Annotated in this window: 21 protein-coding genes; 9 read left to right on the forward strand and 12 right to left on the reverse strand. The window is 70.7% G+C overall.

Translation table 11 applies throughout. The annotated features are described in order from the left end of the window. Positions 1–88 precede the first annotated feature (88 nt). Positions 89–1,021 carry a helix-turn-helix domain-containing protein gene (locus STSP_RS13980; RefSeq protein WP_067276857.1) on the forward strand — a complete coding sequence of 311 codons (933 nt, stop codon included), beginning with the start codon at positions 89–91 and terminating at the stop codon, positions 1,019–1,021. Between the two features lie 110 nt (positions 1,022–1,131). Here the strand turns inward: STSP_RS13980 and STSP_RS13985 are convergent, their stop codons facing one another. The 5 genes from STSP_RS13985 to STSP_RS14005 all read right to left on the reverse strand — a co-directional run bounded on the left by STSP_RS13985 (position 1,132) and on the right by STSP_RS14005 (position 9,111). Further along, positions 1,132–4,458 (reverse strand): S8 family peptidase, encoded by a 3,327-nt coding sequence (locus STSP_RS13985; RefSeq protein WP_067276859.1) that lies wholly within the window; start codon positions 4,456–4,458, stop codon positions 1,132–1,134. A gap of 227 nt (positions 4,459–4,685) precedes the next feature. After that, positions 4,686–5,363 (reverse strand): ABC transporter ATP-binding protein, encoded by a 678-nt coding sequence (locus STSP_RS13990; protein ID WP_067276862.1) that lies wholly within the window; start codon positions 5,361–5,363, stop codon positions 4,686–4,688. Between the two features lie 104 nt (positions 5,364–5,467). Beyond that, entirely contained in the window at positions 5,468–6,967 is a 1,500-nt protein-coding gene (locus tag STSP_RS13995; protein ID WP_067276864.1) for an ABC transporter permease, read from the reverse strand. A gap of 205 nt (positions 6,968–7,172) precedes the next feature. Next, positions 7,173–8,432 carry a L,D-transpeptidase gene (locus tag STSP_RS14000; RefSeq protein ID WP_067276939.1) on the reverse strand — a complete coding sequence of 420 codons (1,260 nt, stop codon included), beginning with the start codon at positions 8,430–8,432 and terminating at the stop codon, positions 7,173–7,175. A 295-nt stretch (positions 8,433–8,727) separates the two neighbouring features. After that, positions 8,728–9,111, reverse strand: a complete 384-nt coding sequence (locus STSP_RS14005; RefSeq protein WP_078067158.1) for a hypothetical protein — start codon at positions 9,109–9,111, stop codon at positions 8,728–8,730. Between the two features lie 120 nt (positions 9,112–9,231). On the opposite strand from STSP_RS14005, the gene STSP_RS14010 reads away from it, so the two are divergent. Continuing rightward, complete coding sequence (locus STSP_RS14010; protein ID WP_232789627.1) at positions 9,232–9,576, forward strand: hypothetical protein; 345 nt, start codon at positions 9,232–9,234, stop codon at positions 9,574–9,576. Between the two features lie 105 nt (positions 9,577–9,681). Here the strand turns inward: STSP_RS14010 and hutH are convergent, their stop codons facing one another. Together hutH and STSP_RS14020 are read right to left on the reverse strand one after the other, a co-directional pair. Continuing rightward, positions 9,682–11,226, reverse strand: coding sequence for a histidine ammonia-lyase (gene hutH / locus STSP_RS14015; RefSeq protein ID WP_067276871.1), 1,545 nt, complete (start codon positions 11,224–11,226; stop codon positions 9,682–9,684). Positions 11,227–11,355: 129 nt separating this feature from the next. Then, entirely contained in the window at positions 11,356–12,519 is a 1,164-nt protein-coding gene (locus STSP_RS14020) for a GGDEF domain-containing protein (protein ID WP_067276873.1), read from the reverse strand. A 222-nt stretch (positions 12,520–12,741) separates the two neighbouring features. Here STSP_RS14020 and STSP_RS14025 point away from each other — a divergent pair, with 222 nt between their 5' ends. Continuing rightward, a complete protein-coding gene (locus STSP_RS14025; RefSeq protein ID WP_067276946.1) occupies positions 12,742–13,536 on the forward strand; it encodes an enoyl-CoA hydratase/isomerase family protein in 795 nt (264 codons plus the stop codon). 144 nt (positions 13,537–13,680) lie between these two features. Here the strand turns inward: STSP_RS14025 and STSP_RS14030 are convergent, their stop codons facing one another. Together STSP_RS14030 and STSP_RS14035 are read right to left on the reverse strand one after the other, a co-directional pair. Then, positions 13,681–14,766: an adenylate/guanylate cyclase domain-containing protein gene (locus tag STSP_RS14030; RefSeq protein WP_067276949.1), complete on the reverse strand. Its 1,086-nt coding sequence runs from the start codon at positions 14,764–14,766 to the stop codon at positions 13,681–13,683. Between the two features lie 683 nt (positions 14,767–15,449). After that, positions 15,450–16,307, reverse strand: a complete 858-nt coding sequence (locus STSP_RS14035; RefSeq protein WP_067276876.1) for a biotin--[acetyl-CoA-carboxylase] ligase — start codon at positions 16,305–16,307, stop codon at positions 15,450–15,452. Positions 16,308–16,423: 116 nt separating this feature from the next. On the opposite strand from STSP_RS14035, the gene STSP_RS14040 reads away from it, so the two are divergent. From STSP_RS14040 to STSP_RS14050, 4 genes are all read left to right on the forward strand, one after another. Further along, on the forward strand, positions 16,424–18,034 hold the full coding sequence (locus tag STSP_RS14040; protein WP_067276878.1) for an acyl-CoA carboxylase subunit beta: 1,611 nt from the start codon (positions 16,424–16,426) through the stop codon (positions 18,032–18,034). A gap of 25 nt (positions 18,035–18,059) precedes the next feature. Further along, positions 18,060–18,266 carry an acyl-CoA carboxylase epsilon subunit gene (locus STSP_RS14045; protein ID WP_067276881.1) on the forward strand — a complete coding sequence of 69 codons (207 nt, stop codon included), beginning with the start codon at positions 18,060–18,062 and terminating at the stop codon, positions 18,264–18,266. Positions 18,267–18,386: 120 nt separating this feature from the next. Further along, positions 18,387–18,512: a morphogenic membrane protein MmpB gene (gene mmpB, locus STSP_RS40795; RefSeq protein ID WP_269801046.1), complete on the forward strand. Its 126-nt coding sequence runs from the start codon at positions 18,387–18,389 to the stop codon at positions 18,510–18,512. A 57-nt stretch (positions 18,513–18,569) separates the two neighbouring features. After that, the gene (locus tag STSP_RS14050) at positions 18,570–19,184 is read left to right on the forward strand and encodes a nucleoside triphosphate pyrophosphatase (protein WP_067276884.1); all 615 of its coding nucleotides are present in this window, start codon (positions 18,570–18,572) and stop codon (positions 19,182–19,184) included. Between the two features lie 12 nt (positions 19,185–19,196). Here the strand turns inward: STSP_RS14050 and STSP_RS14055 are convergent, their stop codons facing one another. Further along, positions 19,197–19,601 carry a hypothetical protein gene (locus STSP_RS14055; protein ID WP_078067159.1) on the reverse strand — a complete coding sequence of 135 codons (405 nt, stop codon included), beginning with the start codon at positions 19,599–19,601 and terminating at the stop codon, positions 19,197–19,199. 355 nt (positions 19,602–19,956) lie between these two features. On the opposite strand from STSP_RS14055, the gene STSP_RS14060 reads away from it, so the two are divergent. Together STSP_RS14060 and STSP_RS14065 are read left to right on the forward strand one after the other, a co-directional pair. After that, the gene (locus STSP_RS14060) at positions 19,957–21,729 is read left to right on the forward strand and encodes an acetyl/propionyl/methylcrotonyl-CoA carboxylase subunit alpha (RefSeq protein ID WP_067276888.1); all 1,773 of its coding nucleotides are present in this window, start codon (positions 19,957–19,959) and stop codon (positions 21,727–21,729) included. 254 nt (positions 21,730–21,983) lie between these two features. Then, complete coding sequence (locus STSP_RS14065; RefSeq protein ID WP_067276891.1) at positions 21,984–22,577, forward strand: TetR/AcrR family transcriptional regulator; 594 nt, start codon at positions 21,984–21,986, stop codon at positions 22,575–22,577. Between the two features lie 115 nt (positions 22,578–22,692). Here STSP_RS14065 and STSP_RS14070 read toward each other — a convergent pair whose 3' ends face one another. Both STSP_RS14070 and STSP_RS14075 read right to left on the reverse strand, forming a co-directional pair. Then, positions 22,693–23,664, reverse strand: coding sequence for a DeoR/GlpR family DNA-binding transcription regulator (locus STSP_RS14070; protein ID WP_078067160.1), 972 nt, complete (start codon positions 23,662–23,664; stop codon positions 22,693–22,695). A 271-nt stretch (positions 23,665–23,935) separates the two neighbouring features. Next, positions 23,936–25,384 (reverse strand): NAD(P)H-quinone dehydrogenase, encoded by a 1,449-nt coding sequence (locus STSP_RS14075; protein WP_067276895.1) that lies wholly within the window; start codon positions 25,382–25,384, stop codon positions 23,936–23,938. Positions 25,385–25,498 lie beyond the last annotated feature (114 nt).

The raw sequence follows: 25,498 nt of genomic DNA on the forward strand, positions 1-25,498 counted from the left end.
ACAGTTCTGCCTACGACCAGTGGTCCTACTACTGGCGGGGTCAGGTTCGTCTGCCTACGACCGGAATACGACCGTGAATACTGGGTCCATGGACATACGCCCAGGCGAGGAGAGCGCGGTCGGCCCCGGCCTGGAGCAGCCGCGCCCGGAGCAGCCGATCGACCGCCGTGCCGAGCTCAGCGAGTTCCTGCGCACCCGCAGGGCCCGGCTGAAGCCGGAGGACGTCGGGTTGCCCGCCTTCGGGCGGCACCGGCGGGTGCCGGGGCTGCGCCGCGAGGAGCTCGCCCAGCTCGCCGGGGTCTCCGTCGCGTACTACACACGGCTCGAGCAGGGCAACGGCCGCAACGTGTCGGCGGAGGTCCTGGACGCGATCGCGCGCGCCCTGCGCCTGACCGACGCCGAGCACGCCCATCTCACGCACCTCGCCAAGCCGAAGCAGCACAAGAAGAAGCCGTCCGGGCAGTCGCAGCACGTACGGGTCGCGCTGCGGCAGCTCGTCGACACGCTGGACGCCGTGCCCGCGTATGTGGTGGGGCGGCGGTCCGAGATCCTCGCCTGGAACCGGATGGCGGCGGCGCTGTTCGGCGACTGGGCGGAGCTGCCGCCGCAGGAGCGGAACTGGGCGCGGTTGGCGTTCCTGTCCCCCGCCTACCGCGACCTGTTCGTCGACTGGGACGCCAAGGCCGCCGACCTAGTGGGCTATCTGCGCATGGACGCGGGCTGCCACCCCGACGACCCGCGGCTCTCCGCCCTGGTCGGCGAGCTGTCGGTGAAGAGCGAGGAGTTCCGGCGGCTCTGGGCCGCGCACGACGTGAAGGAGAAGAGCCACGGCGTGAAGCGGATGCGGCATCCGCTCGTCGGGGACCTCACCCTCTCCTTCGAGACGTTCAAGCTTCCTGACGACCAGGAGCAGTCGATGATCGTGTACCACGCGGAACCGGGGTCCCCCTCCGCCGAGGCCCTGCGGCTGCTGGCCAGCTGGGGCGTCGACGCGCGTGAGGCGGGGCGCCTGCCGCAGTGACGGACGGCCCGCCGGAACCGTGAGGTTCCGGCGGGCCGTCCCCGCGTGTCAACGCCCGGCGCAATGCCTGCTCCGCTGACGTAGCGGTTGATCGCCTCGCGTACCGCGTGTCACTTGCCGTAGTACGCGTTGTAGATCGACACCGTCGACTTGTTGCCCTTCTTGTCCGTGATCTTGGCGTGGAAGGAGATGCCCTTGCCCTTCGCCGGGTTCTTCACGGTGACCTTGCCGTTCTTCACGGTCAGCTTCTTCCAGGTCTGGCCGTAGTCGTACGACACGTACACCGAAAGGGACTTCAGGTTGCTGCCCTTGGCGGCGCCCTGGACGGTCACCGGGACGGACTGGGTCTTGCCGGCGGGTGCCGTGCTGTCCAGGCCGAGCGTCGGGCCGAAGCGCGCCGTGGAGAGCGGCAGTCGCGTGGTGTCGCTGGTCTTCTTGGAGCGGAAGGTCCAGCTGGTGTCGACGCGGGTGGAGGCCGCCCCGACCTTGACGCTGCGCTTGATGGACGTGGTCAGCTTGTACGCGGCGTCCGCGGACGGGACCTTGAACTCGCCGGAGCCGTCCAGCGGGTCCTCGGTCTCGGCGATCTTGGTGCCGTTGCGGTACAGGATCGACTTGACCGACAGGTACTGCGAGTAGCCCGCGTGGTTCTTCCCGTCGGCGTACATCGGCAGGTAGCCCGCGATGGTGTTGCCGTCACGGAAGACGCCGTAGTCGGTGCCCAGACGCGGCCCGAAGACACCGGTGTTGAACGTCTTCGTGTAGGTCGTACCGCCCTTGAAGGTCTGCGGGGTGCCGAGCGTGTAGCCCGCCTCGATGACCGGCCAGCCGTCGGCGTCGGTGCCGCCGTACTGCTCGACGTCGAAGCTCCACTGGACCTTGTCCCCGGTGGACAGGTACAACGTCCGCGTGCCGGGGAGCTTCTGCGGGAACGAGATCGCCGTGCCGCCGAAGCTGTCGGGCAGATAGCCCCAGGCGGTGACCGAACCCTCCTTGCCCTTGGCGGACGCGCCAAGGCCGATCTTCACGGTGGCCAGTTCGCTCGCCTTGTAGTGCTTGGTGTAGCCGGTGGCGAGCTGCTTCACGCGGGTGCCGGCCGTGGTGTCGTACTCGACGTCGTCACCCTTGGTCCAGTGCCCGTCCCACTTCTGGTACAGCGAGCCGTCGGTGATCTGCGGACCGAGGCCCCGGGTGCGGAAACCGTCGTAGGTGTCGAGCCACCAGCCGAACGAGTAGCTGCCCTCGTCCGTGTCGACGGTGAAGTCCGGCGACGCGAACTGCGACGTGGCAGCAGGGTCCGGCACGGTGATGTCCACCGGCTTGGCGGTCCGGGCGTCGAGGGTGATGGTCATGTCCTTGGTGACGCTCAGCTTCGGCTGTGCCAGCCAGTCGGCGCCCTTGTACTCCTCCGGGTCGACGAAGATGCCGGAGTTCAGGACGTAATCCCCCTTGGGGACGCGGACCGTGACCGTGCCGTCCGCCTCGTACGGCGAGAACCATGCCTCCTTGCCCGAGACGGCCGTCAGGTCGGTGGAGTACCACTCGGCGGGCTTGCCGTCACGGTTGATGTGGTTCAGCGTCACGTCGTACGACTCGACCTCGCGCTCGACCGCCGCGGCCGTGCGCACGGACTGGCCGCCGCCGGTCGCCACGACATACGCGGAGTACGCGCCGTCGACCGTGCCGCCCAGCTTGCTGTTCACCGTCAGATCGACCGAGGCCTTGCCGCCCGCCGGGACCGTGACCTGCTTCGCGCCGAGCGTGAAGAAACCGGCCGGAGCCGCCGCGCCCTTGGGGTTGGTGGCCGTCGCCGTCAGATCGAGCGTGACGTCCTCGGTGCCCAGGTTGCGGTAGGTGATCTGCTTGGTCACCGGCGTGTCGTCGGTGTGCGGCCACTCCTGCACGCCGAAGCTCACCGACACCGGATCGGCGATGACCGTCTGGTTGATCGCCTTGTCGAGCTGGATACGGCCCGAACCCTGCTGGAACGCCGTGTACTTGCCGCCCTTCGTGGAGGCGGTCAGCGCGCCCTTCAGCTCGGCGTACGTCCAGTCGGGGTGCTGCTGCTTGAGGATCGCGGCGGCACCGGCGACGTGCGGGGTCGCCATCGACGTACCGGAGATGGTCAGGTAGCCGTCGGGGTTCTGGCCGACCTCCTGGTCGATGACGCTGCCCGGCGCCGCGGCCGCGGTGATGTCCACACCGGGGGCGGTGACATCCGGCTTGATCGCGCCGTCGCCGACGCGCGGGCCGGTGCTGGAGAAGTCGGCCAGCTGGTCGCCGTCGTCGACCGCGCCGACGGTGAGCGCGGCGTCCGCGCTGCCCGGCGAACCGATCGAGTTGGGGCCGGAGTTGCCCGCCGCGACGGCGAACAGGATGCCCTTCTCGGCCGACAGCTTGTTGATCTCCGCCTCGAGCGGGTCGATCGCGGGGGTGTCGGGGCCTCCCAGGCTGAGGTTGACGACCTGCGCGCCCTGCTCGGCGGCCCACTCCATGCCCGCGAGGATGCCGGAGTCCTCGCCGGAGCCGTCGTCGCCGAGCACCTTGCCGTTGAGCAGCTTGGCCCCGGGGGCGACGCCCTTGAACTTCCCGCCGGACTTGGCACCCGTACCGGCCGCGATGGACGCGACGTGCGTGCCGTGCCCGAAGCGGTCCTGGGCGTCGGCCGCGGTGGAGAAGTTCTTCTCGGCGATCACCTGGTCCTTCAGGTCCGGGTGGGTCGCGTCGATGCCGGTGTCCAGGACGGCGATCTTCACGCCCTTGCCGTCGTAGCCTGCCGCCCACGCCTTGGGTGCGCCGATCTGCGGGACGCTCTTGTCGAGGCTCGCCTTGCGGATGCCATCCAGCCAGACGGTGCCGACACCGGCGGTGGTGGTGACGGTGCCGTTGCTCTGCTCGCGCGTGAGCGCGTCCCACAGCTGCGCGGCGTCGTCCTTGGGCGTCGTGACCGCGTCGGCGTTCAGCGTCTTGAGGGTCCTGCGGACCTGGGTGTCGCCCGCGTCGCGCACCTCCGCCCTGGCGGCGGCGGCCGAGGCGCCCTTGTAGCCGACGATCAGCTTGAGGCCCTTCTTCTGGGCCTTGCGGGTGGCGGCCTTGTTCAGCTCGGTGACGTCGAACAGCCGCCGGTCGACCTTGCCGTTCGCGATCAGGCGCTGCGCGTCGAACGGCACCACGTAGGTGTGCCCGTCCGCCGTGCGCGTGCTGACGGGTATGTGCTCGCGGCCCTTGGCCCGTTCAAGCCCGGCGACGCGGCCCTTCGCGTCGACGAGGACGCGGTCGCCGGTGATCAGCGTGATGCGGTGCTTGGGCGCGAGGTCGGCCCCCGCGGCCCGGGACGTGCTGCTGTTCTCACCGTTCGCGGACGCCGGGTTGGTCATGCCCGCCGCCAGCGCCACGGCGGCTGCCGCGGCGACGGTGGTTGCGCACGCTCTTTTCACTTGTCTGCGCAAGTCTCCCCCTGAGACGAAATGTGCCGGATGAACGTGGTTCATCCGGCCGGGGGTTGTCTCGCACGTATGCCCGTACGACCCCCGGAATCATGGAGTATGCCGGGGGACGAACTGCTGCTCAATAGTGGGGCGTATGTGAAGAGCCGGGGAAGGGGTGGTTGGCCACGATCAAGCCATTTTCGAAAGAATTCGATCTCTCGGGAGACGCAGTGGACTCACGCCTTCTCGGTGACCGTGATGGTCCCCTTGCGGATGGTCGCCACGCGCGGCGCCTTCTTCGCGATGGCGGAGTCGTGAGTGACCATGATGAAGGTCAGCCCGTGCTCCTTCCACATGGTCTCCAGTACGTCCATGATCTCGTCGCGCATGGACTCGTCGAGGTTTCCGGTGGGTTCGTCGGCGAGGAGCGCCTTCGGCTGCTTGACCAGGGCCCGCGCGATGGCCACGCGCTGCTGCTGGCCACCGGACATCTCGGACGGCAGATGGGTCAGGCGCTCGTCGAGGCCCACGGACTTCAGCGCCTCGGCGGCCCGTTCGCGCCGCTCCGCGGCCTTGATCCCAAGCGGTACGAGCGCCGTCTCGACGTTCTCCTGGGCGTTCAGCGTGGGGATGAGGTTGAAGCTCTGGAAGACGAACCCGATGGACTCGGACCGCACCTTCGTGAGCTTGGCCTCGGACAGTTTGGCCAGGTCGGTGCCGTCGAGTTCGACGCTGCCCGAGGTGGGCCGGTCGAGGCCGCCGAGCATCTGGAGGAGCGTGGACTTGCCGCCTCCGGTGGGGCCCTGGATGACGAGCCGGTCGCCGTCCGGGATCGTCAGGTCGACGCCGGCGAGTGCATGGACCGTTTCCTTGCCCCGGCGGTACTGCTTGGTGACGCCTCTGAGCTCATACATGGTGGGTGCAACTCCTGCGAGAAGTAAGGGGGTACGCGCGCTGGGGCGCTGACGGGCCGTCCCGGGAACGGCCCGGAGGCGGGCCTTGGGTGGGTATCCCGCCGCTATTCGACGCGGCGCAGCGCGTCCGCGGGCCGCAGCCGGGAGGCGCGCCAGCCGCCGAAGGCGCCCGCGATGAGACCGCCGGCGACGGCGAGGCCGACGGCGATGCCGACCGTGCTGAGGCTGATCGGCGCGGTCAGCGCGACCTCCAGCGCCTTGGACGCGGTCTGCCGGCCGGGGCCGCCCATGCCGCCGCCCATGCCACCGGGGCCGCCGCCCATGCCGCCACCGCCGCCGGTGGAGCCGAGCTGTGCCTGGAGGGTCGGGCTGACCGCGGTGACGGCGTACGCGCCCGCGAGGCCCAGGGCGATGCCGAGGACACCGCCGAGGAGCCCGTTGACGACGGCCTCGCCGACGACCTGGCGGGTGACGCGGCCGGACTTCCAGCCCAGCGCCTTCAGGGTGCCGAACTCGCGTACGCGGCGGGAGACGGCCGACATGGTGAGCAGGCCTGCGACCAGGAACGCGGCCACGAGCACCGCGATGGACAGCCACTTGCCCACGTTCGAGGCAAGGTTGGAGGCGGTGGACAGCGAACCCGAGACGGTGTCGGCGAGGTCGGCCGAGGTGGTCACGGTCGTACCGGAGATGTTCTTCTGGATGGCGCTCTTGACGGCGTCGATCTGCTGCGAGTCGGTCGCCTTGACGTAGACCGTGGTGACCTTGTTCTTGGAGTCCGACAGGGTCTGGGCCTGCTTGAGCGGGATGTAGAGGTTGGCCGCCGCGTCACCGCTGTCCGGCGTGGCGATGCCGACGATCTCGAACTTGGTGCCGGAGATCGTGACGCTGTCGCCGACGGCGAGTTCCTTCTCCTTGGCGTACGAGCTGTCGACGACCGCGACCTTGGCGTCGGTCTCGGAGGTCTTGAACGTACGGCCCTTGGTGATCTTCGAGGAGGTCAGCGGGCCGAGGCCGAGGTCGGTGACGTCGGTGCCGTAGACGGTGTAGCTGTTGACCTCGAAGTCGGCGCCGCCACCCTGGACCCGGCCCTGCACCTCGCCGCTGCCGCCGCCCTCACCGCCGCCGGGGCCGCCCTGCTGACCGCTGCCGCCCCTGTTCTGGTCCTGCTGGAACTGGCCGCGCGTGAACTGGCCGTCGACCTTCAGGACGGTGAGGCTCAGCCCGCCGACCGCGTCGGAGACCCCGTCCTGCTGGCCGACCTCGGTGACGGTGCTCGACGCGAGGGTCTGGAAGCCCTGGACCATGACGCGGTCGCTGCTCTGCTCCTCGCCGGAGTCGCTGTCGCGCGCGTCGAACTGGAAGCGCGGGCGCCCGTTGCCGCTGTCGTCGCCTTCTCCCTGCGGGGTGGCCGCCTTGGTGACGGTCATGTCGGTCCCGAGGCCGTACAGCGACTCGAGGACCTTGCCCTGCGCCTGCTTCATACCGGACGACACGGAGCTGACCACGATGACAAGTGCGATGCCCAGCGCGAGCCCGGAGGCGACGACGAGCGCCGCCTTTCTGCGGCGGCGCAGTTCGCGCCTCAGGTAGGTGAAGAACATGGCGCGACGCTAGGGACGCACCCTGATGACGGGATAAGCCCGGGATAAGAGAAGGATGAGAACGGATGGGAGACGGCTGAGGACGGCCAAGTACGGCTGAGCTCAGTGCGTACGCCGAGCTCAATGCGTACGGCTGAGTACGGCGAAGGCCCGCACCCCGGATGGTCGGGTGCGGGCCTTCGGCGTACGCGGAAGGGGCGCGGGATCAGATCGCGGAGCCGGCCTTCCACTCGGCCCAGCTCATGTTCCAGCCGTTGAGGCCGTTGTCCGGGGCGATGGTCTTGTCGCCGGTGTTCTGGACGATCACGACGTCACCGACGATCGAGTTGTTGTAGAACCAGGCGCCCGGGGTGTTCGGGTCGTCCGCGCCCTTCTTGTCCTGCAGGCCGACGCAGCCGTGGCTGGTGTTGACGTTGCCGAAGATGGACTTGGCGCCCCAGTAGTTGCCGTGGATGAACGTGCCCGAGGTCGACAGGCGCATGGCGTGCGGCACGTCCTTGATGTCGTACTCGCCCTTGCCGTCGTCGTCCTTGAAGCCGACGGTCGCGCCGTTCATCCGGGTCTCCTCGAACTTCTCGGAGATCACCATCTGGCCTTCGTACGTCTTGTTCTCGGGCGAACCGGCCGAGATCGGGATGGTCTTGATCGTCTTGCCGTCCCGGGTGACCTTCATGGTCTTGGTCTCGGCGTCGACGATGGAGACCTGGTTGCGGCCGATCTTGAAGGAAACCGTCTTCTGCTGGATGCCGTAGACACCGTTGGCTCCCTCGACGCCGTCGAGGTTCAGCTTGAGGGTGACGGTGGAACCGGCCTGCCAGTACTTCTCGGGACGGAAGTCCAGGCGGTTGGGGCTGAACCAGTGGCCGACGACCTCCTGGCCGCTGCTGGAGCTGACCGTGATGCCCTTCTGGACGGCCGCCTTGTTGGCGATCGCCTTGTCGAAGTTGATCGACACCGGCATGCCGACGCCGACGGTCTTCCCGGCGTCCGGCGTGAAGTAGCCGATGAAGCTGTTGGCCGGGGAGACGGTGGAGAACGACGCGTTCTCGTGCGCGGCGCGGCCGTCGGCGTCCTTGGCCGCGGCCGCGATCTTGTACGTGGTGGCCCGCGCCAGCTGCTGGGTGGGCTTCCAGCTCTTCTTGTCGGCGGATATCTGGCCGGGGACGGCGGCGCCGTCCGCGCTGGTCATGGTGACGCTCGTGAGCGTGCCCTTGCTCACCGTGACCGCGGTGCCGTTGTTGATGGAGGCGTTGTCGGAGCCGTCCTTCGGCGTGATCTTGATCTGGGCCTCGGAGGTCTTCTTCGCGGCCGCCTCGTCGACCTTGGCCTGCGAGGTGCTGCCGCCGCCGGCGGTGCTGTCGTCTGCGGCGCTGCTGTCAGTCCCGCTGCACGCCGAGAGCATCAGCACACCGCCGAGCACGGCGGCCACGGTCGTGAGACCCTTGCGCCGCCTACAGTCCGTCATCACACGCTTCTCCATCGTTGCTGAATCCCCGAACCCAGAAAATTATCCGCAGACCTTCACAACGTACTGTCCGATTCGTGCCGTTCCACGACCGGCAGAAGTGTGGGATACGCCACTCCGCCGGCGCCCCCGAAGAGGGACGATCGGGACTGAAGATGCTTCGGTGACTGACGGTGCTGATGGTTGCTGCTGTCAGTGTGTTGTAGCAGCGCCATCAGAGACGAAGAAACCCCGGACGGCGGTTGCCGTCCGGGGTGTGGGCTGCGACACCTTTCCGCGCTGCCACCGCAGTTGATCACCTGATGCGGTCGGCATCCTCCTCGCCCGCGAGGCCCTCGTCGTCCCCTTCGTCTTCGTCGTCCTCATCGTCCTCGTCGGCGAGCCCCCAGTAGTCCGGCGCGTCCGGGTCGTAGTCGACGTGCTCGCTGCTCCATGAAGCCTGCGCGAGATCTACTCCGGGCACCTCGCCGACCAGGTCGAACGGGTCCACGAGATACGCGATGGCCTCGGCCTCGTCCTCCTGGACCGCGGACTCGGCGTGGGCGCGCTCGTCCGCCGGCATGTCCTCGTCCTCGGCGATGCGTTGGAGTGCGGCGCCGGTGAGCGCACCGGAATCCTCGATTTCCAGGACCAGTTCCACACGGAGCCGAACATAGCGGGATGTCTCAGGGGTGTTCATAGGCCGGATCGTACGGTCCGGACGCCACTCGACCGCCCCGTGACTTTCCCGTGACCCGCCGCTTTCACTAACATCGCTGCACACGGCCAAATCGCCAGCGCCACAAGGGGGATCGATACCGTGTCCGCCGCACGCCGATCGCTGCTCACCGCCACCGCCGCAGGCTCACTCCTGTGCGCCCTGTGGTTCGTCCCGTCCGCCAACGCGACGGCCGACAAGGCGGTGTCCCACCTGCAGCGCGGGACGTCGACGGCGACGATCAGATCCCAGGGCGCGGAGTCGGCCGACTCGTCCAGCGCCTCGGTCGGCATGACGTCCTCCGAAGAATCCGGCGACGGCGCACGGTTGGCGGACACGGGCGGCATCGACACGACCCCGTACGTCGTCGGCGGCACGCTGTTCCTGGGCGTCGGGGCCGGGTTCGTGGCGTATTCGGTGCGGCGGGGGCGGCTGGAGGCCTACTGAGAGGCATCCCGGCAGGCATACCAGGCATACGGAGAGGGGCCGCTGTCGCGTGACAGCGGCCCCCTCTCCGTATGCCTCAGCTCGCCGTTTACCCAAAGGCGGTGTTCAGGCCAGCGGGCCCGTCACCGGCTCCACCGCCGCGACCAGGTGGCCGCCGCGTACGAACGCGTCCGCGGCCGCGAGGTCGGGAGCCAGGAAACGGTCCGGGCCGGGTCCCCCGACGCCCGCCGCACGCGCCGCGTTGATCGCGGCGCGGGATGCCGGGGCCGGGGTGAGGCCCTCGCCCTCGCGGAGTTCGATCGCGCGCGTGGCGGCGTAGAGCTCGATCGCGACGATACGGGTGAGGTTGTCGACGGCCGTGCGGAGCTTGCGGGCGGCCGACCAGCCCATGGAGACGTGGTCCTCCTGCATCGCCGACGAGGGGATGGAGTCGGCGGACGCCGGGACCGCCAGCCGCTTCAACTCGCTGACCAGGGCGGCCTGGGTGTACTGGGCGATCATGAGGCCGGAGTCGACGCCCGCGTCATCCGCGAGGAAGGGCGGCAGGCCGTGTGAACGGTTTTTGTCGAGGAGGCGGTCGGTGCGGCGTTCGGCGATCGAGCCGAGGTCCGCGGCCGCGATGGCGAGGAAGTCGAGGACGTACGCGACCGGGGCACCGTGGAAGTTGCCGTTCGACTCGACGCGACCGTCGGGCAGCACCACCGGGTTGTCGACGGCGGACGCGAGCTCGCGTTCGGCCACCACGCGCGCGTGGGCGATCGTGTCGCGTCCGGCGCCTGCCACCTGGGGGGCGCAGCGCACCGAGTACGCGTCCTGGACGCGGGGCGCGTCGTCCTGGTGGTGGCCCGTCAGGCCCGAACCCTTCAGGACCGCGAGCATGTTGGCGGCCGACGCTGCCTGTCCCGGGTGCGGGCGGATCGCGTGCAGTTCGGGGGCGAGGACCTTGTCCGTGCCGAGGAGCGCCTCGAGCGAGAGGGCGGCGGTGATGTCGGCGGACTTGTAGAGGGTCTCGAGGTCGGCGAGCGCCATGATCAGCATGCCGAGCATGCCGTCGGTGCCGTTGAGGAGGGCGAGGCCCTCCTTCTCGTGCAGCTCGACGGGCGTGATGCCGTGTTCCGCGAGCAGTTCGCCGGCGGGCCTGACCACCCCGGTCGGGCCCTCCGCATCGCCCTCGCCCATCAGCGTCAGGGCGCAGTGCGAGAGCGGGGCCAGGTCGCCGGAGCAGCCCAGGGAGCCGTACTCGTGGACGACCGGCGTGATCCCGGCGTTCAGGACGTCCGCCATGGTCTGCGCGACCTCCGGCCGTACGCCGGTGCGGCCGGAGCAGACCGTCTTCAGGCGCAGGAACATCAGCGCGCGGACGACCTCGCGCTCCACGCGCGGGCCCATCCCGGCGGCGTGCGAGCGGACGATGTTGCGCTGCAGCTGGGTCCGCAGGTCGTGGCCGATGTGCCGGGTCGCCAGGGCGCCGAACCCCGTCGACACGCCGTACACCGGTTCCGGCTTCGCGGCCAGCGCGTCCACGATCTCGCGCGCCGCGGCGAGGGCGGCCAGCGCCTCCTCCGACAGCTCGACCCTGGCGTTCCCGCGGGCCACGGCGAGGACGTCGGCCGCGGTGGCCCCGGCGGTTCCCACCACCACAGTGTGCATATCCATATTCAGGAGCGTACGCAGTGAATCTCGAGATGTCACGACCGGGGTGCGGCTCCACCCCTTACCTCGTACGCCCGCACAGGCACTGACCTCTTACGCCCGGACAGGCACTTCGTACCTCCGTACCTACGCCCCTTCCCGGCCCCGGAACCTCCGCCGCTCCCCCGTCGGCAGCGTCGGCGGCGGCGGTGCGTCGACCAGGCGTACCACCGGGTCCTCGGCACCTTCGCGCCCTGCGACCACCGGGGTCACGGCCCGCGCCGCCTTCGCCCGGTACTGGGCGGCGTCGGCGAGCCGGAACAGACGGCGCGCCGACCGCACAGGACCGATCGACTCCCCGGTCGAGGCCACCCCGCAGGCGACCCCCTCGCCGAGCTCCAACTCGGCCGCGCGCTTGCAGAGCTCCTCCGCCACGCGTACCACCTCGTCCGCCGGCGGACCCACCGCGAGCAGGCAGAACTCGTCCCCGCCGAGCCGCGCGGCGAGCGCGCCCGGCAGCATCGCGCCGCACAGCGACAGCACCGAGCCGAACCGCTCGAGCAGCCGGTCGCCGACCGCGTGACCCTGGGTGTCGTTGACCCGTTTGAGGCCGTTCAGATCGCAGACGACGAGGCTGACCACGGCGCCTTCCGCGCGGTGGCGCTCCAGGGCCTCGTCGAGGCGTACGTCGACGGCGCGCCGGTTGGCGAGGCCGGTGAGGGCGTCCGTGAAGGCCAGGCGCCGCGCCTCCTCGAGGCGCTCTGTCTGGTCGATGCCGGCCGCGACGACGGCGGCCAGGACGGTCGCGAAGTCCGCGTCGCCCCGGCCGAAGACCGGTGCCCCGACCGGGCGGGCGACGTACAGCTCGCCCCAGGCCCTGCCGTGCAGCACGATCGGCGCGACGACGCAGCAGCCGCGGCCCCGGCGCCGGAGCGCGGCCACCCTCTGGTGGCAGTAGCCGGCGTCCCCGGCCGAGGCCTCGGCCGGTCCGTCCGCGGTCTCCACCCAGGCGTTGGGCTCCCCTCCGCCGACCCACCGCTCGTGGAGGAACTCCGTGATCTCGGGGAACTGGTGTACGGGATACGCCTCGCACTCGGGGAACTCCGCCTCGCCGGGCGCGCGTTCACCGGCGTTCACGAGTACGCGGAGCCGGCCCCGCTCCCGCTCCCACACGGACAGCGCGCCGAAGTTCCCCGACAGTGCGCGGCAAGCGCCCTCCGCGGCTGCCTTCCAGGACTCCCGCGGGGTCTGCGCCGCCGCCATCGCCTGCGCCAGCGCCACCACGGCACGCAACCGCACGTCGTCGCCCATCACTCCAGGCTAGGGAGTTTTGCCATGGTTTGAGACATTGATGCGGCGATCGGTACGGCGAACAGGGTCCGCGGGCCGTGTCCCCGCCCGGCCCCGCCCACCGTCCGGGCGAGGCGGAGCCCGGAAGCCCGGTGAGACCTGGCCCCTGCGGCACCGGGCTGGCATGATCGTACGGCCGACGATAACGATCGTTAATCTACGCGGTCCCAAGGGGTGTGGATCATGGATGAGCAGCGGTACGGGGAGTTCGTCGTGGTGCGGCGGCACGAGTACGTCGCCGAGCTCGTCCTCGACCGGCCGAAGGCCATGAACGCCGTGTCGACCGAGATGGCGCGGTCCATCGCTGCCGCCTGCGGCGCCCTCGCCGCGGACCGGGACGCGCGCGTGGTCGTCGTGACGTCGACGCACGAGCGGGCCTTCTGCGTCGGCGCCGACCTCAAGGAGCGGAACTCGCTCTCCGACGCGGAGCTGGTGCGCCAGCGCCCTGTGGCCCGGGCCGCCTACACCGGCGTACTGGACCTGCCGATGCCGACAGTGGCCGCCGTGCACGGCTTCGCACTGGGCGGCGGGTTCGAGCTCGCGCTCGCCTGCGACCTGATCGTGGCCGACCGTACGGCGGTCGTGGGGCTGCCCGAAGTGTCGGTAGGGGTCATTCCCGGGGGCGGCGGGACCCAGCTGCTGCCCCGCCGGGTGGGGGCGGCGCGGGCCGCGGAACTGATCTTCTCGGCCCGGCGGGTCGAGGCCGCCGAGGCCCGGGAGCTGGGCCTCGTCGACCAGCTGGTGGCCGAGGGGCAGGACCGGGCGGAGGCGCTGGCGCTCGGCGCGCGCATCGCCGCGAACTCACCGGTCGGCCTGCGCGCCGCCAAACGGGCCCTCCGGCTGGGCCACGGCCTCGACCTGCGCGCCGCCCTCGAGGTAGAAGACGCCGCCTGGCGCACCACGGCCTTCTCGGGCGACCGGGCAGAGGGAGTAGCAGCATTCAACGAAAAGCGCGCACCGGCCTGGCCCGGCGAGTAAGGCACGCACTCGTACGACCGTTGTGGGCAACAGTTCCGCACCACCGTTGTGGGCAATCGTTCCGCAGGGCGGAACGGGTGGGCACAACCCACGACGACGGGTGCCGTCACGTCTTAGCGCGCCCACTGGGCAAGGGCGCCCACCTCAGTCCCGCCGCGTGAGCAACCACGGCTCCACGACCCCCAACCCCCGCACAGGCCGCTGCCACATCGGCTGCAGCGCAAACCGATACGCGGGCGGCTCCTCCCCCTCCTTCTCCGCAGCGGCCGCAGCCTCCGCCGCCTCCGCCTCGGACGCAGGCGCCTCCCCGGTCCGGGTGAGCTCCTCGGCGAAGGCGTTGTCGACGAGTACGGCGTCCCGGGGCGCTATGGAGGTGAGCCGGCTGGCCAGGTTCACCGTCGTACCGAACACGTCACCCATCCGCGTGGTCACCGTGCCGAAGGCGATACCGACGCGCAGTTCCGGCATCGTCTCGTCGTTGGCCATCGTCTCGATGAGGCGGAGCCCGATCTCGGCCGCCGTCCCCGCGTCGTCGGCGGAGTAGAGGACCTCGTCGCCGAGCGTCTTGATCAGCCGCCCGCCGCGTGCGGCCACCAGATCGGCCGCCGTCGTCTCGAACGCCTCGACGAGCTCCCCGAGCTCCTCCTCCTCCAGGCGTCGCGTCAGCCGCGTGAAGCCGACCAGGTCGGCGAAGCCGACGGCGAGCCGCCGGTCGACCATCTCCTCGTCGTCCGCGACCTGCACGACCCGCCCTGTGGCGGCCGCGAGCTGGCGCCGCCAGACGTAGACGATGAACTCCTCCAGCTCCGGCAGGAGCAGCTCCATCAGGGGATACGTCACCTCGGTGCGCGTCATCCCCGGCTCCGGCGGCTCCGTCAGGCCCGCGAGGAACGAGTCGATCTGCCAGTCCGCGAGGCGGGCGGTGGTCTGGCCCGTGGAGCGGGCCACCTGGACCGCCATCGCCTCGCTCAACAGGCCCGCCTCGACCAGACCGGCGAGCCGCCGCAGCGCCAGGACGTCCGCCTCGGTCAGCGCCTTGGCCTGACCTATGTCGGCGAAGCCCATCGCGCGCCAGAAACGAGAGGCCAGCTCCATGGACACGCCCGCGCTGCGGGCCGCCTGGAACGGCGTGTAACGGCGCTCGGCCCCGAGGATCAGCCCCTCGAGCCGCAGGGCCAGCGGGTCTTCAGCGTGCTCACCGCGGCCGGCCGCTCCGGACCGCCCGTCGATCCGGTCGGGCCCGCGATGGGCGGCGTCACGGTCCGGGGCGCGCTCACGGTCCGGGGCGCGCTCCGGGACATGAACGGAGGCCGGTCCGGAGGCAGAAGCGGGCCCGGGACCGCGATCGGAGCCGTCACCCTGCTCCGCTTCGGGACCGGAGCCCGCGCCCCGTTCGAGCCCCGGATCCAGGGGCCAGCGCTCCCCGTCCGGCCCTGCTTCCGGCCCTGCCGAAGGCTCCGCGGCACGGTCCGCGGCGGCGCCCCCGGCGATACGGCCGGGCTCACCGTCGGGGGCGGGGTGTGCGCCCGCGCCCGAGCCCGTGTCGTCGACGCTCACGCCTGCTGCCCTTCCGATCTGCCGCGGTCAATACGACCGGCCCCAACTTTACTGAGATCTACCTCACGGGGGCGTACCGGGCGCATCGTCCGACCTGCCTTTCCGGCCGGGGCCCCGGGCCGCGCGGTGGAGCCGCCGATGTCACGGTCCCCGGGAAGACACTGAAGACACAGTACGGCAGGTGTGCCCCAGCTCACTCGGACTGCTCCTCGCAGTGCTCCTCGGACCGCTCCCCCACCTCCGAGTCTCCGTCCCTTCCCGAGCCCCCGCCCACTCACCGACAGCCCCGGCGGACGTTTGCCAACAGCCCCGGGACGTTCGCCGACGGCCCCTACGGTCGCGTCAGCCGCACACCCCTACGGCCGCGCCGGCCGCAGATGGACGATGTCGCCCGCCCCCACCGGCTGCTGCACCCCGTCCTCCGTGGCGAGGACAAGGCGGCCGTCGCCGTCGATCGCGACCGCCTCGCCGCTGATCGTCCGGTCGCCGGGCAGCTCGGCGCGCACGCGGCGGCCGAGCGTCGCGCACCCGGCTGCGTACGTCTCCTGCAGCCGGCATGCGGCCGGGTCGCCGCCCGCGGCCCGCCAGTCGATGTACCACCGCTCGAGCGACCGCAGCACCGCGCGCAGCAGCGGATCGCGGTCCGTGGTGGCGGCTCCTGCGAGGGCGAGGGAGCCGGCGGTCGGGACCGGGAGTTCGCCGGCGCGCAGCGTCACGTTGATGCCGATGCCGATGACGATCCCGTCCGCACCGGCCCGCTCGGCGAGGATGCCGCCGGTCTTGCGCTCCTCGCCGCCGACGGTCACGAGCAGGTCGTTGGGCCATTTGAGTGCCGTGTCGACGCCGGCGGCGCGGGACACGGCGGTCGCCGTGGCCACCCCCGCGAGCAGCGGCAGCCAGCCCCACCGCTCCACGGGCACCTCTGCGGGCTTGAGGAGTACGGAGAAGAAGAGCCCCGAGCGTGCGGGCGCCGTCCACTGGCGGTCGAGCCGGCCGCGCCCGGAGCTCTGCTCCTCGGCGACGAGGACGGCGCCCTCCGCCAGGGCGTCGGCCCGCGCCGCGAGGTCCGTGTTGGTGGAGCCGGTCGAGGCGACCACGTCGAGGGAGGTCCACAGCCCGCCGGGCCTCAGCAGTGCGCGGCGCAGGGCGGTGGCGTTGAGGGGCGGCCGGTCGAGGTCGGACCAGCGGCTGTCTGATGCATCTGACGGCGTCATGCAAGCCACACTAGGTGTGGGAAACACCGCACTGCTGATCGGTAGCCACGCCGATACGCTACGAGGCAGTAGCCAGCCCACACGTCCCCTTTGAGCAGGCAGGGAGCCTCATCCCGATGTCCGAGCCGGCAGAGTCGCAGGTGGCGCAGACGCCACGGGAGACCGACATCCACACGACCGCGGGCAAGCTCGCGGACCTGCAGCGCCGTATCCAGGAGGCGACGCATGCCGGCTCCGAGCGCGCGGTCGAGAAGCAGCACGCGAAGGGCAAGCTGACGGCGCGCGAGCGGATCGAGCTGCTCCTGGACGAGGGCTCGTTCGTGGAGCTGGACGAGTTCGCCCGGCACCGCTCCACCGACTTCGGCCTCGAGAAGAACCGCCCGTACGGCGACGGCGTCGTGACCGGCTACGGCACGGTCGACGGACGCCCGGTCGCCGTCTTCTCGCAGGACTTCACGGTCTTCGGCGGCGCTCTCGGCGAGGTCTTCGGCCAGAAGATCATGAAGGTGATGGACTTCGCACTGAAGACCGGCTGTCCCGTCATCGGCATCAACGACTCCGGCGGCGCCCGCATCCAGGAGGGCGTCATGGCCCTCGGCATGTACGGCGAGATCTTCCGCCGCAACACGCACGCGTCCGGTGTGATCCCGCAGATCAGCCTGATCGTCGGCCCGTGTGCGGGCGGCGCGGTCTACTCCCCCGCGATCACCGACTTCACGATCATGGTCGACCAGACGTCGCACATGTTCATCACCGGGCCCGACGTCATCAAGACGGTCACCGGTGAGGACGTCGGCTTCGAGGAGCTGGGCGGCGCCCGCACGCACAACACGACGTCCGGTGTCGCCCACCACATGGCGGGCGACGAGAAGGACGCCATCGACTACATCAAGCAGCTCCTGTCGTACCTGCCGTCGAACAACCTCAGCGAGCCCCCGGCCTTCCCCGAGGAGGCCGACCTGGCAGTGACGGACGAGGACCGCGAGCTCGACTCGATGGTCCCGGACAGCGCCAACCAGCCGTACGACATGCACGAGGTCATCGAGCACGTGCTCGACGACGCCGAGTTCTTCGAGACGCAGGCGCTGTTCGCGCCGAACATCCTCACCGGCTTCGGTCGCGTCGAAGGCCACCCCGTCGGCATCGTCGCCAACCAGCCGATGCAGTTCGCCGGCTGCCTCGACATCGACGCGTCCGAGAAGGCCGCCCGCTTCGTGCGCACCTGCGACGCCTTCAACGTCCCGGTCATCACCTTCGTCGACGTCCCCGGCTTCCTGCCGGGCGTCGGCCAGGAGCACGAGGGCATCATCCGCCGCGGCGCCAAGCTGATCTACGCCTACGCGGAGGCGACCGTCCCGCTGATCACGGTGATCACCCGCAAGGCGTTCGGCGGCGCGTACGACGTCATGGGCTCCAAGCACCTCGGCGCCGACCTCAACCTCGCCTGGCCGACCGCGCAGATCGCCGTCATGGGCGCGCAGGGCGCGGTGAACATCCTGCACCGCCGCACCATCGCCGAGGCCGAGGACGTCGAGGCGACCCGGGCGCAGCTGATCCAGGCGTACGAGGACACGCTGCTCAACCCGTACATCGCGGCCGAGCGCGGCTACATCGACGCGGTGATCATGCCGTCCGACACCCGCCGCCACATCGTGCGGGGTCTGCGTCAGCTGCGGACGAAGCGGGAAAACCTGCCTCCGAAGAAGCACGGCAACATCCCCCTGTAAGCCCTGCGAACCCTGTGGAGCGGTCATGATCAAGGTCGTACGGGGCAATCCGACCCCGGAGGAGCTGGCCGCCGCACTGGCGGTGGTCAGGGCGCGCGCCGCGGCTGAGGGCGGCGGGCCGGCCGGCGCGCCCCCCGCACCCGACGCCTGGGCCGATCCGGCCCGGGTGGCGCACAGCCGCCTGCCCGCGCCGGGCCCGAAGGCGTGGGGACGCACGTACTGGCCCGGATAGGCCGTGTAGGGGTGCGCCGCGCCGCAACGGCTGCGGCGCGGCTCCGGCTGCCCGGCCCTCGGCCAAGTTGAGTACGCGTACTCAGGCGCCCGCGACCGCGGGCGTCGGAGGATCGGTCCCATGCTGTGGTCCGACCCCGAGAACGAGCCGCCGGAGGAGCTCCGCGACACGGAGCAGATGCTCCGGCGAGCGGGTCTGGTCCTCGCCGTGGCAATGGTGCTGTCCATGCTCGTGATCGGCCTCTGAACCCCCGTATCCGCTGGACCCCGGAACGACCCCGCGCGCGCTCGCTACCCTGGCCGCATGAGTGATCAGCGTCGCCGTCTCGTCCTCGCGTCCCAGTCCCCCGCCCGGCTCGGGCTGCTGCGGCAGGCGGGGCTCAGCCCCGAGGTCATCGTCAGCGGGGTCGACGAGGACGCCGTGTCCGCACCGACCCCGGCCGAACTGGCGCTCGCGCTCGCCGAGGCCAAGGCATCGGTCGTCGCGGCCCGGCCGGACGTGATCATGAGCGGTGCCCTGGTCATCGGCTGCGACTCGGTCCTCGAGCTCGACGGCGAGGCCCTCGGCAAGCCCGCCGACGCGGAGGAGGCCACGGCCCGCTGGAAGTCGATGCGCGGCCGCGCGGGCACGCTCCAGACCGGCCACTGCGTGTACGACACGAAGACCGGCCGCTACGCCTCGGCGACCGCCTCCACGGTGGTCCGCTTCGGCGACCCCAGCGACGAGGAGATCGCCGCATACGTGGCCTCCGGCGAGCCGCTGTACGTCGCCGGCGCCTTCACGCTCGACGGCCGCTCGGCACCGTTCATCGACGGCATCGACGGGGACCACGGCAACGTCATCGGACTCTCCCTGCCGCTGCTGCGCCGCCTGCTTGCGGAACTGGGCGTCGCCATCACCGACCTGTGGGCCGACTGACCTGTGGGCCGACTAGACGGCCTGAGCCCGCTTGTCGTACGCCATGAGGGTCAGCACGATGAGGGCAAGGACCAGCATCATGAAGGCGAAGGCGGCCCACCCGACGAGGCCGATGACGACGGCGCCCAGCACGCCGTGCACGACCGCCGCGCTGATCAGCAGGACGCGGCCGATGCCGGCGGGGGCGCGGCCGCGCAGGGCGGGGAGCAGCGCCGCCAGGCCGCACAGGGCGAGGTAGACGCCGAAGACGCCGCCCGCGATCCACGTGGAGACCGACATCGCATGCGGGTCGAGTCCGGCCAGCGACATGTCCTGGCGGTCGACGACATGGCCGAGGAACCAGTTCAGCAGGGCGACGCCGACCGCCTCCACGAAGAGCACGATCGCGGCCACCCACGCCACCGATCTACGCGCCACGGCGCCCCACCCCTCTTCCAGACGCTGTTACCGCAAGTACGGCAATGGGTCGCCCACGCTACTAACGGGTAAAGCCAGGGACAAGAGCCCATCAAGGAGCAAAGAATCATTGGGCCATTCGTAGGGACTCCACAAAGAAACCCGATCCACCGCGGCACGCTCTCACAGAGACCTTGACCACACAGGAGGGCTAGGGTGCCGTGAAGGAGTCCTGCGTACCGCGGTGCGACGTGGGGTTTCGCGGGCGGGGCGAGCCTCGGATCACGCTCCGTGTGGGCAAGCTCACTACTGGGGACGGGTCGAAAGGCCGTGTCGGCAGTCCCTAAACTCGGCTTGTTTCAAGGAGGGAGCCATCGTGCGCAAGGTGCTCATCGCCAACCGTGGCGAAATCGCTGTCCGCGTTGCCCGGGCGTGCCGGGATGCGGGGATCGCGAGCGTGGCCGTCTACGCGGATCCGGACCGGGATGCGGTACATGTCCGTGCGGCCGATGAAGCGTTCGCTCTGGGCGGTGACACCCCGGCGTCCAGTTATCTGGACATCGCCAAGGTGCTGCAGGCAGCAAAGGACTCCGGTGCGGACGCGATCCACCCCGGCTACGGCTTCCTCTCCGAGAACGCCGAGTTCGCCCAGGCGGTCCTGGACGCGGATCTGATCTGGATCGGCCCGCCACCGCAGGCAATCCGCGACCTCGGCGACAAGGTCGCCGCCCGGCACATCGCCCAGCGCGCCGGCGCTCCGCTGGTCGCCGGCACCCCCGACCCGGTCTCCGGGGCGGAGGAGGTCGTCGCCTTCGCCGAGGAGCACGGCCTGCCGATCGCGATCAAGGCCGCCTTCGGCGGCGGCGGGCGCGGCCTGAAGGTCGCCCGCACCCTCGAGGAAGTCCCCGAGCTGTACGATTCCGCCGTCCGCGAGGCGGTGGCCGCCTTCGGCCGCGGCGAGTGCTTCGTCGAGCGCTACCTGGACAAGCCGCGCCACGTCGAGACCCAGTGCCTGGCCGACCAGCACGGCAACGTCGTCGTGGTCTCCACCCGTGACTGCTCCCTGCAGCGCCGCCACCAGAAGCTGGTCGAGGAGGCCCCCGCGCCGTTCCTCACCGAGGACCAGAACCAGCAGCTGTACGCCGCCTCCAAGGCCATCCTCAAGGAGGCCGGCTACGTCGGCGCCGGAACCGTGGAGTTCCTCGTCGGCAACGACGGCACGATCTCCTTCCTCGAGGTCAACACCCGCCTCCAGGTCGAGCACCCGGTCACCGAGGAGGTCACCGGCATCGACCTGGTCCGCGAGCAGTTCCGTATCGCCGACGGCGAGAAGCTCGGCTACGACGACCCGGCCGTGCGCGGCCACTCGTTCGAGTTCCGTATCAACGGCGAGGACCCGGGCCGCAACTTCCTGCCCGCGCCCGGCACCGTCACGACCTTCACGCCGCCCACCGGCCCCGGCGTCCGCCTGGACGCGGGCGTGGAGTCCGGCTCGGTCATCGGCCCGGCGTGGGACTCGCTCCTCGCCAAGCTGATCGTCACCGGCTCCACGCGGCAGCAGGCCCTGCAGCGTGCGGCCCGCGCGCTGGCCGAGTTCCAGGTCGAGGGCATGGCCACCGCCATCCCGTTCCACCGCGCGGTGGTCACCGACCCGGCGTTCGCGCCCGAACTGACCGGCTCGACCGACCCGTTCACGATCCACACCCGCTGGATCGAGACGGAGTTCGTCAACGAGATCAAGCCCTTCGCGGCCCCCGCCGACGCGGAGGCCGAGGACGAGTCGGGCCGCGAGACGGTCGTCGTCGAGGTCGGCGGCAAGCGGCTCGAGGTCTCCCTGCCGGCCTCGCTGGGCATGTCCCTGGCCCGTACGGGCCTCGCGGCCGGCGCCAAGCCGAAGCGGCGCGCGGCGAAGAAGTCCGGCCCGGTCGCCTCGGGCGACACCCTGGCATCGCCGATGCAGGGCACGATCGTGAAGGTGGCGGTCGAGGAGGGCCAGGAGGTCAAGGAAGGCGACCTCGTCGTCGTCCTCGAGGCCATGAAGATGGAACAGCCTCTCAACGCCCACCGCAGCGGCACCATCAAGGACCTCAACGCCGAGGTCGGCGCGTCCATCACCTCCGGCGCCGTCATCTGCGAGATCAAGGACTGACGCCCTCGTAAGTCAGTACTCCTCCGGCCCGCCGAACGAGCGTCGTTCGGCGGGCCCGGGCGTTTCAGGGCCGTTCGGCGGGCCGCGGTGTTTCGCGGCCGTGCGGCGGGCCTGGCGCTTCCCGGCCACCGATGCCTGCGGACCCTCGGTCACAGGGTGCGGTGGCATGCTGGTCGCGGCGGGCCGACGCAGTGGGAGAAGGCCCGACGCAGTGGGAGAAGGCCCGACGCAGTGGGAGAAGGCAGGTGGATGCCATGGCGGGCGCGAGGCCGGAGCCGCCCGGGACGACGGCTCCGCGCCCCCTGCGGGCGGATGCGCGCCGCAACTACGAGCGGCTGCTGACCGAAGCCAGGACTGTCTTCGCCGCACACGGCACCGGCGCCTCGCTGGAGGACATCGCGCGCCGCGCGGAGGTCGGCATCGGCACGCTGTACCGGCACTTCCCCAATCGGCACGCCCTGGTGAGCGCGGTCTTCGAGGACGCACTCGCCGACTTGGTGGCGCACTCGCGGGCGCTGCTCGACGATCCGGAGCCGTGCGCGGCACTCGTGACATGGCTCCGCGCGGTCATCAGCCATGCGAGCGAGTACCGCGGCGTGTCGCGGGCGCTGATGTCGGCCTCCCGCGACGAGAGTTCGGCACTCGCCCGTTGCAGCCGGCCGCTGCGCGAGGCCGGCGCGGCGTTGCTCGTCCGCGCCCAGGAGGCCGGGGACGTACGCCGCGACGTGTCGATCGGCGACCTTCTCCAGCTCACCAACGCGATCGCCCTGGCCGCAGAGGAAACCCCGAACGACCCCCAACTGGCCGACCGCCTCCTGAACCTGACACTACGAGGCCTGAAAGGGTGACTGACGTCTGCGTCGCACCAGGCAGCGCCCCCGAAGGGGCGCGGGGAACTGCGCGACCAGCCACAACGGCGCCGCAGCGAACAGACGGCACAACACGGCACCCCCAGCGGAGCGCTCAGCGACGGCGAAGGTCCGCCACCCGGGCCCGCTCCCCGGCCCCCGTCCCCGTCTGGTCCCCGCCGAGGACGGTCGCGCCGCGGAAGGCCGCCCCGGGTCCGCCGCCGCCCGGCATCTGGTGCTGGCCGCGGCGCGGTCCGGGCAGGGGCCGCGGCTGCCGGGTCGCCGGAACGGCGTCGGCCTCGGGGATCGCGCCCGCCACCGCGATCTGCACCCCCTGATCGGCCAGGGAGTGGAGCTCCGTGGCCGCACGGTCGTCGTGGGCGGGCGGCTCGTCGGTCACCAGGCGGGTGATCACGTCGGTCGGCACCGTCTGGAACATCGTGTCGGTGCCGAGCTTGGTGTGGTCGGCGAGGACGACGACCTCCGCCGCGGCCTGCACGAGGGCACGGTCGACGCTGGCCGACAGCATGTTGGAGGTGGACAGGCCCCGCTCGGCGGTGAGCCCGCTGCCGGAGAGGAAGGCACGCGATACGCGCAGTCCGTGCAGGGACTGTTCCGCCCCCGACCCGACCAAGGCGTAGTTGGAGCCGCGCAGGGTGCCGCCGGTCATCACCACCTCGACGCGGTTGGCGTGCGCCAGGGCCTGCGCCACCAGCAGCGAGTTGGTGACGACGGTCAGGCCGGGCACGCGCGCGAGCCGGCGGGCCAGCTCCTGCGTGGTGGTCCCCGCCCCGACGACGATGGCCTCGCCCTCTTCGACGAAGCTCGCGGCGAGGTCCGCGATGGCTGTCTTCTCGGCGGTCGCGAGATGTGATTTCTGCGGAAAGCCGGATTCTCGCGTGAACCCGCCCGGCAATACCGCACCGCCGTGCCGGCGGTCGAGGAGTCCTTCTGCCTCCAGTGCCCGCACGTCCCGCCGTACGGTCACTTCGGAGGTCTGGACGACGCGGGCGAGCTCACGGAGCGACACGGCCCCGTTCGCTCGCACCATTTCGAGGATCAATTGGCGACGTTCTGCAGCGAACACGAAACTGACAGTAACCCCAACGACCGTCTGCTTTCAGCAGTTTGCGCCGAATAACAGAAGTTGTTCGCACGACGGGATGGAAAGTGGTATACGGCCAGTCGTCGCCGGGACGTCCGTATGGGCACTCCGAATTGACGGCCGTCGACGGCAATCGAGGGCTGTACTCGCGCAGTTGGGCGCGGTCAGCCGCTGCCCATGAGGTCAGGCCACGCCGCCCACCCTGAGGTCAGGCCGCCGCCCGCCGTCCGGACACCGGCCTGAGGGCCTCCGCTCAGGCCTCGCCCGTGGCCTTGCGGGTGTGCAGCTGCCGCGCCACCTCGGCGATCGACCCCGAAAGCGAGGGGTACACGGTGAAGGCGTTCGCGATCTGCTCGACCGTCAGATTGTTGTCGACCGCGATCGAGATGGGATGGATCAGTTCCGAAGCGCGGGGTGCCACGACCACACCGCCGACCACGATGCCCGTACCCGGACGGCAGAAGATCTTGACGAAGCCGTCGCGGATGCCCTGCATCTTCGCCCGCGGGTTACGCAGCAGCGGCAGCTTGACGACGCGGGCGTCGATCTTGCCGGCGTCGACGTCGGCCTGCGAGTAGCCGACGGTGGCGATCTCGGGGTCGGTGAAGACGTTCGCCGAGACCGTCTTGAGGTTGAGCGGCGCGACGGCGTCGCCCAGGAAGTGGTACATCGCGATACGGCCCTGCATGGCGGCGACCGATGCGAGCGCGAAGATGCCCGTCACGTCACCGGCCGCGTACACGCCGGGGGCGCTGGTGCGCGAGACCCGGTCGGTCCAGATGTGGCCCGACTCCTTGAGCTTGACCCCGGCCTCCTCCAGGCCCATGCCGGAGGTGTTCGGGATGGCGCCGACCGCCATCAGGCAGTGCGAACCGGTGATGACACGGCCGTCGGAGAGCGTCACCTCGACGCGGTCGCCCACGCGCTTGGCGGACTGGGCACGCGAGCGCGACATGACGTTCATGCCGCGGCGCCGGAACACGTCCTCCAAGACGGCCGCCGCGTCCGGGTCCTCGCCCGGCAGCACGCGGTCGCGGCTGGAGACGAGCGTGACGCGCGAGCCGAGCGCCTGGTAGGCGCCGGCGAACTCGGCACCGGTCACACCGGAGCCGACCACGATGAGCTCCTCGGGGAGCTCGTCGAGGTCGTAGACCTGCGTCCAGTTCAGGATGCGCTCGCCGTCGGGCTGGGCGTCCGGCAGCTCGCGCGGGTGGCCGCCCGTGGCTATCAGCACGGCGTCGGCGACGAGGGTCTCCTCCGTGCCGTCGGCGGCGCGGACGATCACCTTGCGGGAGCCGTCGATCGACTGCCCGCCCTCCAGGCGGCCGCGGCCGCGCAGCACGCGCGCGCCCGCACGCGTGACGGACGCCGTGATGTCGTGCGACTGGGCGAGTGCGAGCCGCTTCACACGGCGGTTGACCTTGCCGAGGTCGACGCCCACCACGCGCGCGGGGGTGTCGACGTAGGGCGTGTCGTCGGCGACGATGATGCCCAGTTCCTCGTACGAGGAGTCGAAGGTCGTCATCACCTCGGCCGTGGCGATCAGCGTCTTGGACGGTACGCAGTCGGTCAGCACCGACGCACCGCCCAGGCCGTCGCAGTCGACGACGGTCACCTCCGCGCCGAGCTGGGCCGCCACCAGGGCCGCCTCGTATCCGCCGGGTCCGCCACCGATGATCACGATCCGAGTCACGTACTCCATTGTCCCGCACCGCGTCGGCGGCCTCGCCCCCGGGGCCGCCTTTGCGTGGCACATGGGGCTTTATGAGGCATGACGTCCATCACGGGGCGCAAGGTGCCCGCTGCCGTACTCTCG

The organism is Streptomyces jeddahensis, assembly GCF_001642995.1.
Classification (GTDB): domain Bacteria; phylum Actinomycetota; class Actinomycetes; order Streptomycetales; family Streptomycetaceae; genus Streptomyces; species Streptomyces jeddahensis.